Source organism: Subtercola vilae, from assembly GCF_004923255.1.
Classification (GTDB): domain Bacteria; phylum Actinomycetota; class Actinomycetes; order Actinomycetales; family Microbacteriaceae; genus Subtercola; species Subtercola vilae.
The window spans coordinates 40,617-57,185 of the sequence record NZ_QYRT01000014.1 but is presented as its reverse complement, the minus strand read 5'-3'; the positions used below and the strand labels follow the sequence as shown (position 1 = coordinate 57,185).

General features: G+C 66.6%; 14 protein-coding genes. 8 read left to right on the top strand and 6 right to left on the bottom strand.

Annotated elements, in window-relative coordinates:
* Positions 1 to 7: 7 nt before the first annotated feature.
* Positions 8 to 985, bottom strand: coding sequence for an aldo/keto reductase (locus tag D4765_RS09315; protein WP_136642022.1), 978 nt, complete (start codon positions 983 to 985; stop codon positions 8 to 10).
* Positions 986 to 1,036: 51 nt separating this feature from the next.
* On the opposite strand from D4765_RS09315, the gene D4765_RS09310 reads away from it, so the two are divergent.
* Positions 1,037 to 2,773: a cation:proton antiporter gene (locus D4765_RS09310; protein WP_136642021.1), complete on the top strand. Its 1,737-nt coding sequence runs from the start codon at positions 1,037 to 1,039 to the stop codon at positions 2,771 to 2,773.
* 90 nt (positions 2,774 to 2,863) lie between these two features.
* Here the strand turns inward: D4765_RS09310 and D4765_RS09305 are convergent, their stop codons facing one another.
* On the bottom strand, positions 2,864 to 3,343 hold the full coding sequence (locus D4765_RS09305; protein WP_136642020.1) for a hypothetical protein: 480 nt from the start codon (positions 3,341 to 3,343) through the stop codon (positions 2,864 to 2,866).
* 43 nt (positions 3,344 to 3,386) lie between these two features.
* Positions 3,387 to 4,259, bottom strand: a complete 873-nt coding sequence (locus tag D4765_RS09300) for a DMT family transporter (protein ID WP_136642019.1) — start codon at positions 4,257 to 4,259, stop codon at positions 3,387 to 3,389.
* A 165-nt stretch (positions 4,260 to 4,424) separates the two neighbouring features.
* Here D4765_RS09300 and D4765_RS09295 point away from each other — a divergent pair, with 165 nt between their 5' ends.
* The 6 genes from D4765_RS09295 (at position 4,425) to D4765_RS09270 (ending at position 12,659) form a co-directional block, all read left to right on the top strand.
* Positions 4,425 to 6,023, top strand: a complete 1,599-nt coding sequence (locus tag D4765_RS09295; protein WP_136642018.1) for an ABC transporter substrate-binding protein — start codon at positions 4,425 to 4,427, stop codon at positions 6,021 to 6,023.
* On the top strand, positions 6,023 to 6,979 hold the full coding sequence (locus tag D4765_RS09290; RefSeq protein WP_136642017.1) for an ABC transporter permease: 957 nt from the start codon (positions 6,023 to 6,025) through the stop codon (positions 6,977 to 6,979). Before D4765_RS09295 ends, D4765_RS09290 begins: the two co-directional genes overlap by 1 nt.
* Positions 6,976 to 7,866, top strand: a complete 891-nt coding sequence (locus D4765_RS09285; protein ID WP_136642016.1) for an ABC transporter permease — start codon at positions 6,976 to 6,978, stop codon at positions 7,864 to 7,866. Before D4765_RS09290 ends, D4765_RS09285 begins: the two co-directional genes overlap by 4 nt.
* A complete protein-coding gene (locus D4765_RS19960; protein ID WP_136642015.1) occupies positions 7,866 to 9,815 on the top strand; it encodes an ABC transporter ATP-binding protein in 1,950 nt (649 codons plus the stop codon). Before D4765_RS09285 ends, D4765_RS19960 begins: the two co-directional genes overlap by 1 nt.
* 135 nt (positions 9,816 to 9,950) lie before the next feature.
* Entirely contained in the window at positions 9,951 to 11,978 is a 2,028-nt protein-coding gene (locus tag D4765_RS09275) for a CocE/NonD family hydrolase (RefSeq protein WP_136642014.1), read from the top strand.
* 27 nt (positions 11,979 to 12,005) lie between these two features.
* Positions 12,006 to 12,659 (top strand): TetR/AcrR family transcriptional regulator, encoded by a 654-nt coding sequence (locus D4765_RS09270; RefSeq protein WP_136642013.1) that lies wholly within the window; start codon positions 12,006 to 12,008, stop codon positions 12,657 to 12,659.
* Between the two features lie 56 nt (positions 12,660 to 12,715).
* Here the strand turns inward: D4765_RS09270 and D4765_RS09265 are convergent, their stop codons facing one another.
* The 3 genes from D4765_RS09265 to D4765_RS09255 are packed head-to-tail and all read right to left on the bottom strand — an operon-like array spanning position 12,716 to position 15,804.
* Positions 12,716 to 13,879: an Mrp/NBP35 family ATP-binding protein gene (locus D4765_RS09265; protein WP_237280341.1), complete on the bottom strand. Its 1,164-nt coding sequence runs from the start codon at positions 13,877 to 13,879 to the stop codon at positions 12,716 to 12,718.
* On the bottom strand, positions 13,851 to 14,453 hold the full coding sequence (locus D4765_RS09260) for a DUF1003 domain-containing protein (protein WP_136642011.1): 603 nt from the start codon (positions 14,451 to 14,453) through the stop codon (positions 13,851 to 13,853). The genes D4765_RS09265 and D4765_RS09260 overlap by 29 nt, the downstream gene beginning before the upstream one ends.
* Positions 14,443 to 15,804 carry a magnesium transporter MgtE N-terminal domain-containing protein gene (locus D4765_RS09255; protein ID WP_136642010.1) on the bottom strand — a complete coding sequence of 454 codons (1,362 nt, stop codon included), beginning with the start codon at positions 15,802 to 15,804 and terminating at the stop codon, positions 14,443 to 14,445. The genes D4765_RS09260 and D4765_RS09255 overlap by 11 nt, the downstream gene beginning before the upstream one ends.
* 70 nt (positions 15,805 to 15,874) lie before the next feature.
* On the opposite strand from D4765_RS09255, the gene D4765_RS09250 reads away from it, so the two are divergent.
* Positions 15,875 to 16,480, top strand: coding sequence for a YflT domain-containing protein (locus tag D4765_RS09250; protein ID WP_237280340.1), 606 nt, complete (start codon positions 15,875 to 15,877; stop codon positions 16,478 to 16,480).
* Positions 16,481 to 16,569: the final 89 nt, after the last annotated feature.

The following is a 16,569-nucleotide window of genomic DNA, read 5'->3' as shown; positions in this document are numbered from 1 at the left end:
CCTGCCGCTAGCGGTTCACCGACGACATATCGGCGTAACGCTCGCCCGAGGGGGCAGCGACGGCGTCGAGAGTGGCCAGCTGTTCGATTGTCAGCGTGAGGGCATCCGACGCCGCGTTCTCTTCGAGGTAACTCACACGCTTCGTGCCGGGAATGGGTGCGATGTCGTCGCCCTGCGCCAGTAGCCAGGCGAGCGCGACCTGGCCGGGCTTCGCGCCGAGCTCTGCCGCCACGAGATCGACCTGTTCGACGATGCGGATGTTCGCTTCGAGGTTGTCGCCTTCGAATCGCGGGCTCGTGCGCCTGAAGTCGTTCGCGTCGAGCTGGTCGACCGAGCGGATCGTTCCGGTCAGAAACCCGCGCCCGAGCGGCGAGTAGGGCACGAACCCGATTCCGAGTTCGCGTACGGTCGGCAGAACCTCGGCCTCGGGGTCGCGGCTCCAGAGCGAGTACTCGGTCTGCAACGCGGTCACCGGATGCACGGCGTGAGCCCGGCGAATGGTCTCCGGCGCGGCCTCCGACAGGCCGATGTAGCGAATCTTGCCCTCTTCGACGAACTTCGCCAGCTCGCCGACGGTCTCTTCGATGGGCACCTTCGGATCCATGCGGTGCTGGTAGAAGATGTCGATGTAGTCGGTGCCGAGCCGCTTCAGTGAGCCCTCGAGCGCCAGGCGCGCGTTCTCGGGGCTGCCGTCGAGCCCGCGGCTGCCGTCACCGCGGTGCAGCACGAAGCCGAACTTGGTGGCAAGAGTGACCTCGCCGCGGCGGTTGCCAAGGGCGCGGCCCACCAGCTCTTCGTTGACGAACGGGCCGTAGATCTCCGCGGTGTCGAAGAAGGTGATGCCGATTTCGAGGGCCCGATGGATGGTCGCAATCGACCCCGCCTCGTCAGTGCCGCTGCCCGTGTAGTAGTCGCTCATTCCCATGCAGCCGAGGCCGAGGCGTGAAACGTCGGGGCCGTCTGTTCCCAGTGTGATGTGTTTCATGCTTTCAGCCTATGCCTGCCCAAACGAAAGCCTGCCGATAGTCTGGCGGGTATGGAGCTCGGGATCTACGCCGTGGTCGGGGTCGCGGTGATCGTTGGCGTTGCCGCGTTCGCTCAGCGTCTCGGGGTGGCGGCGCCCATCATTCTGGTGGTCGTGGGCGTCGGTCTGTCGTACTTGCCAGGGGTGCCGGAGATCGAGATTCCGCACGAGTACGTGCTCGACGGGCTGCTGCCGCCGATTCTCTATGCCGCCGCCATCGCGGTTCCGGTGGTCGATTTTCGGCGCAATCTCGGCACGATCACCAGCCTGTCAGTGGTGCTCGTGCTCATCACCGCCTTCGGCACCGGGTTTCTGCTGTACACGCTGCTGCCCGATCTGAACCTCGCAGCTGCCATCGCGCTCGGCGCCATCATCAGTCCGCCCGACGCCGTGGCCGCCACCTCGGTTGGCCGCCGGCTGGGGCTGCCGCCGCGACTGCTCACCGTGCTCGAAGGCGAGGGCCTCGTCAACGACGCAACAGCCCTCGTGCTGCTGCGCTCGGCGTCGGCCGCCGCTGTTGGCGCGCTGGCGAGCCCGTGGGCGGGGGTGGCCGACTTCTTCTACGCAGTAGTCGTCGCCATCGTCATCGGGCTGGCGGTGGGGTTCGTCACGGTGTTCGTCAGGTCGAAGCTGAACGACCCGGTACTCGACACTGCGATTTCGTTTGTGGTGCCTTTTGCCGCGTTCGCCCCGGCGGAGGCGTTGGGAGCATCCGGAGTTCTCGCCGTCGTCGTCGCCGGCCTCTACACCGGCCACGCGGCGCCGAGCCACTTCTCGGCCCAGTCGAGAATCAGCGACCGCATCAACTGGCGAACCGTGCAGTTCTTTCTCGAGAACGGCGTCTTTCTGCTGATCGGGCTCGAGATTCGCACGCTCATCGAGAACGTCAACGAGCACCCCTCGGCCATCGGGGTGTGGGAGTCGGTGAGCATCGGCCTGATCGCCACCGTCGCTCTCATTGTGCTGCGGTTCGTCTGGTCGGGCCCGCTGGTACTCGGGTTGCAGCGGCGCGCCCAGCACGCCGAGAAGAAGACCCTGAACCGGCGGCTGGCCCTCGACTACGTCAGAACTCTGCCGGTCACCGGCCCTCGGCAGGCCCGGCGGCGACGGTTCGCTGAGCGAACGTACGCGAGGCAGCGTGCCGACCTGCAGCAGCTGCGGCGTGAAGGCGTCGACTGGCGCGGGGGAGTCGTGCTCGGCTGGTCGGGCATGCGCGGCGTGGTGACGCTCGCCGCGGCGCAATCGCTGCCCGAAGAGACGCCCTACCGCGACCAGCTCATTCTCATTGCCTTCACGGTCGCCGTGGCGACGCTCGTCGTGCAGGGCGGAACGCTGCCGTGGCTCATCCGGCTGGTGGGCATCCAGGGCATCGACGTGGCCGACGATCGCCGCGAACTGGCGCGGCTCATCGACGAGATCAGTGGGCAGGGGCTGACGGTTCTGGATGACCCGGCCGCCGCCCTCGGTGAGACCACCCCCGTCGATCCTGACGTCATCGAGCGTGTTCGGCAGTCGTCGTTCCTGCGCACAGAGTCGGCCTGGGAGCGCTCGAAAGAGCTCACCGGTACCACCGACGACACCCCGCACCAGGTGTACCGCGAGCTGAGGCTCGCCGTGGTGGCGGCCGAGCGGCAGGCGCTGCTCGACATTCGAAGCCGCGGAGACTACGCCTCGCGCATCCTCGCCGAGGCGCAGGCCATGCTCGATCTCGAGGAGACCCGCCTGCGCCCGCGCGGCGGCGGCCACTGAGGCTTGCGGCTGCCGCTGTAGCTGTAGCTGTAGCTGTAGCTGCCAGTGCCGTCGTGCGGGCCGCGGGCGGCCACCACACCGGAGGTCGCTCTACAACCCGGCGAGCGTGTCGATGAGACGGGCGGCGAGTGCGTCGGCCTCGATGAGCTGCGCCTCGGTGAAGCTGCCCGCCGGGCCGAGCACGTTCAGGCAGCCGTAGAAGACCCCGTTGCGCGCGATGACGGCATTGATCGCAGCGCCGAGATTGAGCGCAGCCAGTACGTCGTGGTGCTCGAAGGCGTCAGAGGTGACGGCAGCCTCGTCTTCGGCGATGAACGACACCTGGTCGATGACGCACTGGCGCACCCAATCGGCCCCGAGCCCGCTCGAGATGCCTCCGACGCGATACACCGCGGGCAGGTTCGAGGCGATGCGCACCAGATCGTGCTGCTCGGGGCGCCACAGCGACACGGTCACGAGGGTTGCCCCGAGGCTCCGGATGGCCGCTCCACACACCCCCGCGAGCATCCGTTCTGCGGCAGCGCTCAGCTCGACCCGCACGTTCTCCTCGTGTACCTCGGGCCCGGTCACAGCAGCGCTTTCATGGCACCATGCAGCCCGCGCGCGGCAGCATTCACGGCACCACCTGCACGGCCGGGAGCGCGCTGGAGCGCACCCTCGGCCGTGCAATCGACAGCACTACCACACCGGCCAGCGCGAGCACCCCGCCGATCCAGGCGGCGATGCTCGGCACTTCGCCGAACAACCACCAGCCGAGCAGAAGTGAGAACACGGGTACGACGTAGAGCAGCGAACCGCCTTGCGCGACGCTGGTGCGGGCGAGTGAGACGTTCCAGAACCCGTATGCCAGGCACGTGCTGACGACGATCAGCACGAGAAGGGCGAACCAGAAGCCCACGCCGAGCTGGCTCTGGTTGACGCCGCCCGCGAAGTCGGTGGCCGGCAGGGTGGCGAGACCACCGAGGGCGCTGCCCCAGAAGACCACTTCGACGGCCGGCAACTCGCGAAGGAGTGGCTGCTGCACGATGAGGAAGACTGCGAGCACGAGCGCGGCGGCGACGATGTAGAGAGCGCTCATGTTGAAGCCGACGGCTGATGAGCCACCCAGTGTGATGATGACGACGCCGATCACGGCCACCACGATGCCGGTGTAGCCGAGCAGGGAGGTTCGTTCTTTCAGCACCACGAAGCCCAGGAAGAACGCAAAAACGGGCGAGATGTTCAGCAGTAGGCTCGTCGTTCCGGCGGGCACGGTGGTCTGCCCGACGTTCAGCAGCAACCCGTAGCCGGCGTAGCCGAGCAGGGCTGTTGCGATCATGCGGGGCAGGTGCCGGGTGCGCAGGCGAAGGCTCTGCCGCCTCACGAGCAGAAAGATGCCGAGTACGACGGCGGCGCCCAGAAATCGCACCGCCGTGAGGTCTTGCGGTGACAAACCGGTGAGGGCCTGTCTTGTAGCCACGTAGGTCGGCGCCGATGTGACCACCATCAGTACATCGGGTCTGAGCAGCCAGCTCCTCAATCGGTTCTCCGTAACGGTGTGTTTCCGGCCTGTAAATTCTGCCGATTGAATTGTTATTAAAAGCGAGCTATTCGTACGCTAGAACAAATAGTATTGCGCCAAACCAAATAACTCAAAGGATGTGACAACTCGATGGATCGTCTACTCGACACCGTGAAGGGCCACCAGCTGAGCCGGAGGAACGTCATCTTCGGTGCGGCTCTCGGCGTTATTGTTCCTACGCTACTGGCCGGCTGCAGCACCGGCGGCGGGGGCGCCACCACGAACGCCATCGGGGCTCCGCGCACGGGTACGGCTGCCAAGGGCGGCATTCTGCGCATTGCTCGGCCACCGGCATCCAAGGCCGAGACCCTCGACCCGGCCAGCTCGCTCTCGGCCTACGAGTACCTCGGCGCTCTGTACAACCGCCTGGTGAAGCTCTCGACCTCCGGCAGCCTGCTGCCCGACCTCGCCGCCTCGTGGCAGCAGACCCCCGACGCCATGACCTGGACCTTCACACTGCGAAGCGATGTCTCCTGGCACGACGGCAAGCCCTTCACCTCTGCGGATGTCGTCTACACGATGCAGCACATTCTCGACCCGGCGACCGCCTCACCCCAGGCCGGCGTGCTCAGCCCGTTTCTCACGGGCAGCTCGATCAGCGCGCCCACCGCAACCACCGTGGTCTTCGCGCTCAGCTCACCGAACGCGGAGTTCGCCAGCCTGCTCGCGGGGTACAACTGCTACATCATCCCCGCCGGCTCGGCCGCGACCATCGGTGCCAGCGGCATCGGCACCGGCCCGTTCTCGCTCACGAGCTTCACGGCAGCCGGCCCCGGCGCTGTGGCCCGCAATGAGAGCTACTTCGGAGACAAGCCGATGCTCGACAGCATCGAGTTCTCATCGATCGCCGACACCCAGGCCCGCGTGAACGCGCTGCTCGCCGGCCAGGTCGACTTCATCGCCCAGACGAACCTCGACTTCGCCTCGGCCAAGCTCGTCACCGCGTCGACGACCGTCACCGTGTCGACCATCAAGAACGCCCAGTGGTACCCGGTGCCTATGCTCAACTCGAGCGCCGAGTTCTCGAACCCGCTCGTGCGCCAGGCCCTCGCCCACGCGTACAACCCCACCGAGGTGCTGCAACTCTCGGTTCAGAACTACGGAACTGTGGCCAAGAACAACCCGGTGCCGCCGACCGAGGCGTATTACCTCGACTACGGGCTCGACTACGACCCCGACAAGTCGAAGTCGCTGCTGAAGCAGGCCGGCATGGATTCGTTCACCAGCGACATCTACACCTCGACGTACGACCCGGTACTCACCCCGCTCGCCCTCGCCCTCAAGGGCTCGATGGCGCCGTCGAACATCACGCTCAACGTGGTGAACGCCTCGGCCGACTCGTACTACACCGATGTGTGGATGAAGAAGCCGCTGATGGCCACCTACTGGTACACCGGGCGGCCCATCGACCAGCTTCTGAACCAGATCTTCCGCTCGGGCTCCTCGTACAACGAGACCGCCTACTCGAACCCCACGTTCGACCAGACGCTCGACGCGGCCCGTGCCACGGTCGACGACGCCAAACGAAAGACGCTCTACCAAGACGCTCAGAAGATTCTGATCGACGACGGTGGCTCGCTCACCCCGTTCTTCTCCGACCGTCTCGTGGGCCTGAGCAAGAAGATCGTCAACTACGACGAGCACGGCTTCGAGTTCGACTACCTAAAGATCGGTTTCGAGGCCGTCTGATGACACTGCTCATCGCCAGGCGCGTTGCGCTTTCTGTGGTCACCGTGCTGCTCGCAACGGTGCTGGTGTTCACTGCGATCCAACTGCTGCCTGGCGATGCAGCGACCCAGATCCTCGGTCAGAATGCGACTCCGGATGCCGTGGCCACCCTCCGCGGCCAGCTGGGCCTCGACCAACCGGCCATCGCCCGCTTCTTCTCATGGCTGGGCGGTGCCCTGCACGGCGACTTCGGCACGTCGCTGGTCTCGCACCAGAGCGTGGGAGCCGAGGTGGGCCGCGCGCTCGTCAACACCTCGCTGCTCGCCGTGATCACCATCGTGGTGGGCATCACCCTCGCCCTCGTGCTCGGAATGGTGGCCGGGCTGCTGCGCGACAAGTGGCCAGACGTTGCCATCTCGACCATCGCCCTGGTGGGCATGAGCGTGCCAGAGTTCGTGGTGGCGACGGTTCTCGTGCTGCTGTTCTCCATCACTATTCCGTTCTTCCCCGCGGTGGTGGTGGCCGGCCAGAACGCGACAATTGCTGAGCTTCTGCCCTCGGTGACGCTGCCGGCGGTGGCCCTCATCTTCGTGCTGAGCGCCTACATCATCCGCATGATGCGAACCTCGGTCATCGACGTCTCCGACAGCGAGTTCGTGCGCACCGCGGTGCTGAAGGGCAACTCGCTCGGCCGCATCGTGTTCAAGCACATCCTGCCGAGCGCCATGCTGCCCACCCTCAACGTGATCGCGATGAACGTGGCGTGGCTCGTGGGCGGTGTGGTGGTGGTCGAGAGCATCTTCAACTACCCGGGCATCGGCACGCTCATGATCCAGTCGGTGCAGACCCGCGACCTGCCGGTCATTCTTCTCATCACCGTTCTGAGTGCGGTGGTGTTCGTGGTGTGCAACCTGCTCGCCGACCTCATTTCGATTGCGCTGAACCCGCGCCTCAGGCACTCAAGGAGCGCACGATGACCGCCGTGACAGTTTCGAGCAGATTCACACAGAATCGGGCATCCGCTCGCCGGGTAGTGCGCTCGATTCTCTCGTCGAAGAGCGCCACGGTGGGCTTCGGCCTGGTGATTCTGCAGATCATTCTGGCGATCTTCGCGCCGGTGCTGACGCCGTACAACCCCACGACCAACGACGCGATGTCGGCGCTGGCCGACCCGTCGGGTGCTCACCTGCTCGGCGCCGATGCGCTCGGGCGCGACATTCTGACCCGTACGCTCTACGGCGGTCAGTACGCGCTCACGGTGAGTTTCGCCGCGACCGTCATCACGGTGGCCCTCGGTTCGCTCATCGCGGGCATCGCAGCCTTTCGAGGCGGCATCGTCGACGAGGTCATCACGCGGGTGCTCGACTCGATTCTCGCTATTCCCGCCATTCTGTCGCTGCTGGTGATCGTCACCGTGTTCGGCAGCGGCCAGTGGGTCATCGTGTTCGCCGCCGTCGTGGTCTACACCGGGGGTGTGACCCGCGTGGTTCGCGCCGCCATTCTCGATGTGCTCAGCAAAGACTTCATCACGGCCGCCCGCGCCCGCGGTGAGGGCATGTTCTCGATTCTGCTGCGCGAGGTGTTCCCGAACGTGCTCGACGTGATTCTGGTCGAATTCGCCATGCGAGCCTCGTGGATCGTGCTGCTCATCAGCTCGCTCTCGTTCCTCGGCTTCGGCGCCAACCCACCCACCCCCGATTGGGGCCTCATGGTGGCGGAGAACCGCAACCTGATGGCCATCGCACCCCTGTCGACGGTGGCGCCGATCGTGGCCCTCGCCACCCTGATCGTGGGGCTCAACCTGGCCGCAGACGGGCTCGCCAAGAGCTTCGGCATCGACCGCATGAAAGAGGTACTCGGCTGATGAACACCACAGAGCAGGTTGTCGGGGTCGACGACCTCACCGTGTCGTATCGCACCGGCAGCGGGGCGAACGCCCGGCAGGTCGACGTACTGAAGAACGTGTCTGTGTCGCTCGAGCGGGGCCGCGTTCTCGGCCTCGTCGGCGAATCGGGTTCGGGCAAGTCGACCCTCGCTGGCGCGCTGCTCGGGTCGCTGCGTTCGACGTCGTTTATCTCCGGCGGAACTGTGAGCGTGGCCGGCAACGACGTCTTCGCACTCGGCTCGGCAGAGCTTCGCCGTTTTCGCATCAATGAGGTGGCGATGGTGCCGCAGAATGCGGGCAATGCTCTCACGCCCACCATGAAGATCCGTGAGCAGATCGCCGAGTCGCTGCACGGGCTCCGCGGCGACAAGCGGGCCCAGCGCGAGCGTGCAGAAGAACTGCTGCGGCTCGTTCGGCTGCCGAACCCGCGGGCGGCGCTCGACCGGTACCCGCACCAGTTCTCGGGCGGCCAGCAGCAGCGCATCGGTATTGCCATCGCGCTCGCCTCCGACCCGACCGTGCTGGTACTGGATGAACCCACCACCGGCCTCGATGTGGTGACCCAGGCGGCAATTCTCGACCTGTTGCTCGACCTGCAGCGCTCCCGCAGCATGTCGATGGTGATCGTGAGCCACGACCTCGGAGTCATCGACAAGATGTGCTCCGACGTGGCGGTGCTGCGTATGGGAGAGATCGTGGAGTTCGGTGGGGTTCGACAGGTGCTGGGCTCGCCCGGGCATCCCTACACCCGAGGGCTCATCGCGAGTGTGCCGCGCATCGATCGACCGGGTATTCCGCCGAGCCTCGACCACCAGGCGCTCGATGCTGATGCCGAGTGGGTGCAGAGCGACGAGGTCACGCTGCGCGTCGCTCCGGTGGATGCGCCCGTGGTGCTGTCGGTTCGCGACCTGTCGGTCGACTACCGGCGGCGGCCTGTGGCCGGAACGGGGCCCACGGTGCAGGGTGTGAGTTTCGATGTCGCCGCGGGCGAGATCGTCGCGCTGGTGGGGGAGTCTGGCTCTGGCAAGTCGACGATAGCGACGACCATCGCGGGGTTGCAGCGGCCGGCGGCGGGGAGCATCACGCTCGCGGGGGCTGGGGCTGCTGCTGGTGCAGGCCGTCGCGCGGCCGGCGCGGGCGGTGGCGCCGGTTCTGCTGCACGTGGTGGCGGTGCGCCGCTCGCGGCGACGGTGGCTCGGCGCTCCAAGGCCGAGCGCCAGGCCGTGCAACTCATCTTTCAGAATGCCGACACCTCGTTGAACCCGCGCAAGAGTGTCGAAGCGGCCATCCAGCGCCCCATCGACCTGTTCAAGGTGCGCGGCGCGAGTGTGGCGGGTGCCCTCAGCGACGTCGAGTTGCCCGGGTCGTACTCCGAGCGTCTGCCCGGGCAGCTGTCGGGCGGTGAGCGCCAGCGGGTCGGCATTGCGCGGGCGATCTCGGCCCAGCCGCAGCTCGTGCTCGCCGACGAGATCGTCTCGGCGCTCGACGTCTCGGTGCAGTCGTCGATTCTGCGACTCGTCGACACGCTCGCAACGTCGAAGCAGATCGGGTTCCTCTTCATCACCCACGACCTGGCGGTGGTGCGGGCGATCGCCGACCGCGTGATCGTGCTGTACCTCGGGCGCATCGTCGAAGAGGGCACGGTCGAGCAGATCTTCGCGAACGTCTCGCACCCGTACACACGGCTGCTGCTCGACGCGGTGATCGAGCTCGGTGACGAGCACTCCGACACGCTCGAGAAGGTCGCAGACGAGGTGCCGCTGGCGCCGCCCGAGCACGGCTGCCCGTTCGCGAGCCGCTGCCCGATCGTTCGTGACGTGTGCCTCACGGTGACGCCACCCGATCTCGCGGTGTCAGAGACCCATCACATCACGTGCCACGCCACACTGCCCGAACTCATCCACGAGCCGGCGTTCGTCGCGGCCTGAAGCCTGTCGCTCGCGGCGGCCGCAGCGCCGCACCCCCGGTCGCATGCGCATCCGGTACCCGCGCCTGACCGGCGCAGTCATCACCCTCCGCCACACCGCACCACCCCCGCCCCACCCTGAAAGGCCAGCTCCACCATGAAGATCCGCACCGAATTCGACCGCACCGTGACCGTGCTCACCGACGTCTCGATTCCGATGCGCGACGGCACGCTGCTTGCCGCCACAATCTGGCTGCCAGACGATGCCGAGGCGAGCCCGGTGCCAGCGCTGCTCGAATACCTGCCCTACCGCCGCAGCGACTGGACAGGCCCGCGCGATGCCCAGCGCCACCCCTGGTACGCTGGCAACGGCTACGCGTCGGTGCGCGTCGACATGCGCGGCTCCGGTGACTCGCAGGGCCTCATGCTCGACGAGTACCACGAGCAGGAACAGGCCGACGGTCTCGAGGTCATCGCGTGGCTGGCAGCGCAGCCGTGGTGCACCGGCAAGGTGGGCATGTTCGGCATCTCGTGGGGCGGTTTCAACTCGTTGCAGCTCGCGGCCGAACGCCCGCCAGCCCTCGCGGCCATCGTCACGGTGTGCTCAACCGATGACCGTTACGCCGACGACGTTCACTACTACGGCGGCGCGATGCTCGGCATCGACATGAGCGCGTGGGCCGGCACCATGCTCGCCTTCCAGAGCCGCCCGCCAGACCCCGCGCACGTCGGTGACGCCTGGCGTTCGATGTGGGCGGCGAGACTGGATGCCCTGCGGCCGTTCTCCGAGATCTGGCTCGCGCACCAGGAGCGCGACGACTATTGGCGCCACGGTTCGGTGAACGAAGACTATTCCGCCATCGAGGCCGCGGTTCTCGCGGTGGGCGGCTGGGCCGACCCGTACCGCAACGCCGTTCTGCGTCTCGTCGACAAGCTCGACGCGCCGGTGAAGGGTATTGTCGGCCCGTGGTCGCACCAGTACCCCGACATCCAGCGCACCCCGGGCCCGACCATCGGCTTCCTGCAGGAGACCCTCCGCTGGTGGGATCACTGGCTGAAGGGCATCGACACCGGTGTCATGGACGAGCCGGCGCTCCGTCTCTACCACCAGGAGTCTGTTCGCCCCGCCACGCACTACCCGGTGCGCGAGGGCAGCTGGGTCGGTCTGTCGTCGTGGCCCTCGGCCGACATCTCGTCGAAGACCTTCTCGCTGGCTAGCGACCTTCGAAGCCTCGCCACCGACGCCTCGAACGTCGCCCTCATCGACACCCCGCAGCACCACGGCGTCGACGCCGCCCGCTGGTTTCCGTTCGGAAACCTCTCTGACCTGCCACCCGACCAGCGCGCCGAAGACGGCCGCTCGGTCGTGTTCGAGACCCCGGTACTCACCTCAGACATCAACCTGCTGGGGTTCGCGCGTCTCACCCTGCGGGTCAGCAGCACGGCCGCCAGGGCGACCGTCATCGCGCGCCTCTGCGACGTGGCGCCTGACGGCTCGTCGACCCTCATCACGCGCGGCGCCATCAACCTTCTGCACCGCAACGGTATGGATGCCGTCGACGAACTGATTCCGGGCGAGTTCGTCGACGCGGCCATCGAGTTCACGGCCATCTCGTGGCACGTGCCGGCGGGCCACAAACTGCGGCTGGCCCTCGCCACCACGTACTGGCCGTGGATCTGGCCGCACGGCGAACGAGGCTCCGTCTCGATCGACGCGGCCGCGAGCATCCTGACCCTCGACGACCTCGACCCGGCCGTGATCGGTTCGAGTCGCGTGAGCTTCGAAGAGGCCGAGCAGTCGTCGCCGATGGGTGTGACGGCTGGGCCGCCGCCCGTCGTTCGGCCCGAGCGCGAGGTGCGCTACGAGCCGCAGACCGAGAGTTACACGGTGACGGTCGACCCGAACTACGGCGGCAACCGCATTTTTCCCGACGGGCTGCACTTCAGCGAAGACGCGCTCGAGACCTACTTCATCGAGCAGAACGACCCGCTCACAGCCCGCGCGGAGTCGGAGTGGCGAATCTCGCTCGAGCGGGGCGAGTGGAAGACGAGCATCCACACCCACTCGGTGATCACGGCGACACGACACGCGTTCGAACTCGCGAGCACCGTGACGACTTTCGAAGGCGACGAACTATTCTTCGAGAGAACGTATCGCACGTCGATTCCGCGAACCTCAGCCTGACGAGACAGCGAAAGTAACGAAAGCCACATGGAGACCCAGGTCGAGCAGAAGGCGAACCGTCCGCGAGCGAAGACGGCGACAGAGCGGCAGCGGCACCCCACAGAGATTCGCCGCCAGCTGGTGATCAATGCGGCGCGCGACCTCATCGCCGACAAGGGGCTGTTCAACGTTCTCATTCGTGACATCTCTGGGGCGAGCGGGGTGTCTCCGGGCACGATCACGTACCACTTCAAAGGCCTCGACGAGGTTCTGATGGAGGTCGTCAAGAGCGAGACCACCGACTTCTACGAGCCCCTGCAGCGAAGCGCCCGTGAGGCACGCGACCCGGTGTCGGCGCTCACGCTGCTGCTCGGCGGGCTCTTTCGAACCGACACCGACACCCGTCGGCACTGGCTGATCTGGTTCGACTTCTGGTCGGCTGCGGCGCGCGACGACGAGTACGGCCGGTGGATGAACGACCACTACGCCGGCTGGCGGCACGCGCTGCAGGAGATCGTCGAGAACGGCGTGGCGTCAGAGGCGTTCGTCTGCGACGACCCGCAGGCCTTCGCGTCAGAGACGGCCGCCATCGTCGACGGGCTGGCCGTGCAGTGCTACTGCCGCGAGTCGGGCCTGACGGTCGAGACGGCGCGCGAGGTGCTGCTGAACTTCGTGCGCGGGCGGCTCGGGCTCGCCGGCTGAGCGACGAAGGCTCGCGCGCGGCGCGTCGCGTCGTGCCGGGGCCGCAGAGCGGCGGGTCAGCGGGGGGTGACGGGCAGTTTCAGGCCGGAGAGTCCGCGGGGGCGGGCGGCGAGCTGGGCCGCGACGCGGAGGATCGCCACGCTGGCCGGGTCGAGCGGGTCGGTGAGCACGATGGGCGCGCCCACGTCGCCGCCGGCGCGAAGGGCCACGCTGAGGGGAATCGAGGCGAGCAGGGGCACGGGGGCATCCTGACCCGCCGACAGCCGCCGAACAACCTCTGCCCCTCCTCCCGACCCGAACAGCTCGAGCACACTGCCGTCGGGCTGGGAAAGGCCCGCCATGTTCTCGATCACGCCGACGATCTTCTGGCCGGTCTGGCGCGCGACGACGCCTGAGCGCTCGGCCACGTCGGCGGCGGCGGGCTGGGGAGTCGTGACCACGAGCACCTCGGCGTGCGGCAACAGCTGCCCCACCGAGATGGCCACGTCGCCTGTGCCGGGCGGCAGATCGAGCAGCAGAACGTCGAGATCGCCGAAGTAGACGTCGGTGAGAAACTGCTGAATCGTTCGGTGCAGCATCGGCCCGCGCCACGCCACGGCGGCATTGTCATCGACGAACATGCCGATGGAGATGATCTTCACTCCGTAGCCAACGGGCGGCAGAATCATGTCGTCGACGCGGGTGGGCTTCTGCGTCTGACCGTTCACGACGAGGCCGAGGATGCCCGGAATCGAGAACCCGTACACGTCGGCGTCGACGATGCCGACGCTCAGCCCCTCTGCCGCCAGCGCCACGGCGAGGTTGGCGGTGAGCGTCGACTTGCCCACCCCACCTTTTCCGCTGGTCACGGCGTAGATGCGGGTGAGTGCCTCTGGCCCGAACTGCATGGTTCGGGCACCTCCCGGGCCGCGCAGTTTCTCGGTGAGGGCGGCGCGTTCCTCGCGGGTCATGATAGTGACGTGGATGCTCGCGGCCGTCACCCCCGCGGTGCCGAGTGTTGCGGCACGAACGTCGCGTTCGATGGTGTCGGCGGCCGGGCATCCGACAATCGTCAGTTTGATGCCCACCGACACCTCGCCGACCTCGTTCACCGTGATGTCGCCCACCATGTCGAGCTCGGTGATGGGCTTGCGAATCTCCGGGTCGAGCACGCGGGAGAGGGCCAGCCGAACGGCCGAGGCCGCCGCGACCTCAGGCACCGGGTTGTCTTGCCTCGACACGGTTCGCAGCCGTACTCTCGCCGGCGCGGTTCTGCTCTGCACGGTTCTGCTCGATGCTGCTCTGCGCGACGCTCAACTCTTCGAGCAGTGCCCTGAGCTCGCCTCGGATGAAGTCTTTGCTGGCCATGTCTTGCATGGCCAACCGCAGTGCAACCACTTCACGCGCCAAGTATTCGGTGTCGGCGAGGTTTCGTTCGGCACGTTGGCGGTCTTGCTCGATCTGCACACGGTCTCGGTCGTCTTGCCGGTTCTGCGCGAGCAGAATCAGGGGAGCGGCGTACGAGGCCTGCAGCGACAGAATGAGCGTGAGCGCGGTGAAGCCGATGGCAGCCGAGTCGAAACGCAGGTTCTCGGGGCCGTAGGTGTTGAACCCGATCCAGAGCACAACGAACGCACTCAGAATGATGAGAAACCACGGGGTGCCCATGCCGCGGGCGATCGACTCTGTTGCGCGACCGAAACGGTCGCGGTTGGTTCGGTTCTGGCGGTTGCGCGGGGTCAGAACGTTGGTGCGCAGGCCTTTGGGGCCGTCGAGACGGGTGCTGGATGACCGGGTGGGGGTACTACGAGCCATTGCCGAGTCTCCTTCCGCGTGAGGGTTTTTCGTGGGCGGCAGAAGCCGCGTTCACAAGCGGAATCGTGCCGGTCTTGGTCTGCAGTGAGGGCACCGAACGGGCGCGCGTTCGGGTATCGCCCTCCTGACTTCGCCAGTCGTCGGGCAACAGGTAGTCGAGAACATCGTCAATAGTCACCACCCCGACAAGTCGGTGGTTCTCGTCTACGACGGGAACAGAAACAAGGTTGTAGCTGGCGAGAATACGCGAGACTTCAGCCGCGCTCGTCTCGGCCGTGACAGGCTCGAGGCCGTCGTCGATGAGCGACCCGAGCCGCTCGTGCGGCGGGTACCGCAGCATTCGCTGAAAGTGCACCATTCCGAGAAAGCGGCCGGTGGGCGGTTCGTACGGCGGGAGGGTGACGCAGATGGCGGCACCGAGAGCCGGTGCGAGTTCGTGACGGCGGATGAGGGCGAGGCCTTCGGCCACGGTTGCGTCGGCCGACACGATGATGGGTTCGGTGGTCATCAGGCCACCGGCCGTGTCGGGTGCATACGCGAGCAGCATGCGCACGTCGTCTGCTTCTTCGGGCTGCATGAGCTTCAGCAGCTCTTCGCCACGCGCTTCTGAGAGTTGGGCGATGAGGTCAGCCGCGTCGTCAGGCTGCATCTGGTCGAGAACGTCAGCCGCGCGGGTGTCGTCGAGCTGGTTCATGATCTCGACCTGGTCGCTCTCGGGCATCTCTTCGAGAACGTCGGCGAGGCGGGCATCCGGAAGCTCTTCAGCAACCTCGAGCATGCGCAGCTGAGGCAGATCGAGAAGCGTGTTCGCGAGGTCGGCGGGCTTCATGTCGCCGTAAGTGGCAATGAGCTGCTCGGCCGACTGCGACTGGCCGGTCTGGCCTTTCTCGACCACCTCACCCCACGTGGCGAAGACGGTGGGGCCCTTGCCGAACGGGCTGGCGCTCGTCTTCGGGCGGCGAAGGAACAGTTGGGAGACGCTCCACTCACCCGCGCCGGCCTGCTCGATGGCGACGTCTTCGATGGTGGCGTCACCCGAACCGTCGCTGAACACCACGCGCCGACCGAGAATCTCGGCGATCACTCGAACCTCGCCACCGCGCTGCTGGAACCGCCGTACGTTCATCAGACCCGTGGTGATGATCTGGCCGCTGCCAATACTGGTGACACGACCGATGCCCACAAAGACGCGGCGCTTGCCGGGGATCTCGACGATGAGGCCGACGAGGCGCGGCGAATCGTTGGAGCGGTAGACAACCAGCACGTCGCGCACCTTGCCCAGGCGGTCGCCCGCGGGGTCGAAAACGGTGCACCCGGCCAGCCTGGCGACGAAAACTCTGGTGGCACTCACAGTTCTAACTTAGACCGTCTCACTGCATGCTCGAAGGCGCACCGGGAGACGTGCGTGGAACAATGGGGGAGTGAGCAACCAGATGCCGTTCGGCGGCCCCCGCCCGAGAGCCACCCCTCGTATTCCCCGCGGCGAGATCGTGTCGACCTACGAGACGTACGAAGAGGCTCAAGCCGCGGTCGAAGCCTTGTCTCAGGCCGATTTTCCGGTGAGCCAACTGACCATCATCGGCAGCGATCTGAAGACCGTCGAGAGCATCACGGGCACAATCACCTATGGCAAGGCGGCCGTGTCGGGCGCCATCAGTGGCGCGTGGCTGGGCATCTTCTTCGGGCTGCTGCTCGTCATCTTCTCGCCGACGGCGACGTCATTCGAGTTCGTGGGCGCGGCGCTGCTCATCGGTGCAGGGTTCGGAATGCTGTTTCGCATCGTGTCGCACGCCGTCACCAGGCGTCGACGTGACTTCACGTCGACGATGCAGGTCATTGCCACGAGTTATTCGATCATCGCCGACGGCGACGTGGCCAATCGGGCGCGAAACATTGTGGCGCCGGGCAGCTCGTGGGCGCAGCCAGCCGCTTCAGCAGCGCCTCAGCCTGGCACTGAAACAGCACCCACGCCGCCCCCATTCAGCCCGCCCGCCGAGCACCCGAGCGACCCGCCGCGCGCCGTCTGACCAGGCTCACGGCAGCCGCTTCGTCGACGGGCGGCCCGACTGGGCTTCGGTGGGCCAACCAGGTTTCAGTGGCCCATTCAGGCTTCAGT

Coding starts and splice junctions, on each gene's coding strand:
- D4765_RS09295 (WP_136642018.1), top strand. CDS start 4,425: ATGGATCGTCTACTCGACACCGTGAAGGGCCACCAGCTGAGCCGGAGG.
- D4765_RS09275 (WP_136642014.1), top strand. CDS start 9,951: ATGAAGATCCGCACCGAATTCGACCGCACCGTGACCGTGCTCACCGAC.
- D4765_RS09290 (WP_136642017.1), top strand. CDS start 6,023: ATGACACTGCTCATCGCCAGGCGCGTTGCGCTTTCTGTGGTCACCGTG.
- D4765_RS09285 (WP_136642016.1), top strand. CDS start 6,976: ATGACCGCCGTGACAGTTTCGAGCAGATTCACACAGAATCGGGCATCC.
- D4765_RS09310 (WP_136642021.1), top strand. CDS start 1,037: ATGGAGCTCGGGATCTACGCCGTGGTCGGGGTCGCGGTGATCGTTGGC.
- D4765_RS09315 (WP_136642022.1), bottom strand. CDS start 985: ATGAAACACATCACACTGGGAACAGACGGCCCCGACGTTTCACGCCTC.
- D4765_RS09270 (WP_136642013.1), top strand. CDS start 12,006: ATGGAGACCCAGGTCGAGCAGAAGGCGAACCGTCCGCGAGCGAAGACG.
- D4765_RS09300 (WP_136642019.1), bottom strand. CDS start 4,259: ATGGTGGTCACATCGGCGCCGACCTACGTGGCTACAAGACAGGCCCTC.
- D4765_RS09260 (WP_136642011.1), bottom strand. CDS start 14,453: ATGGCTCGTAGTACCCCCACCCGGTCATCCAGCACCCGTCTCGACGGC.
- D4765_RS19960 (WP_136642015.1), top strand. CDS start 7,866: ATGAACACCACAGAGCAGGTTGTCGGGGTCGACGACCTCACCGTGTCG.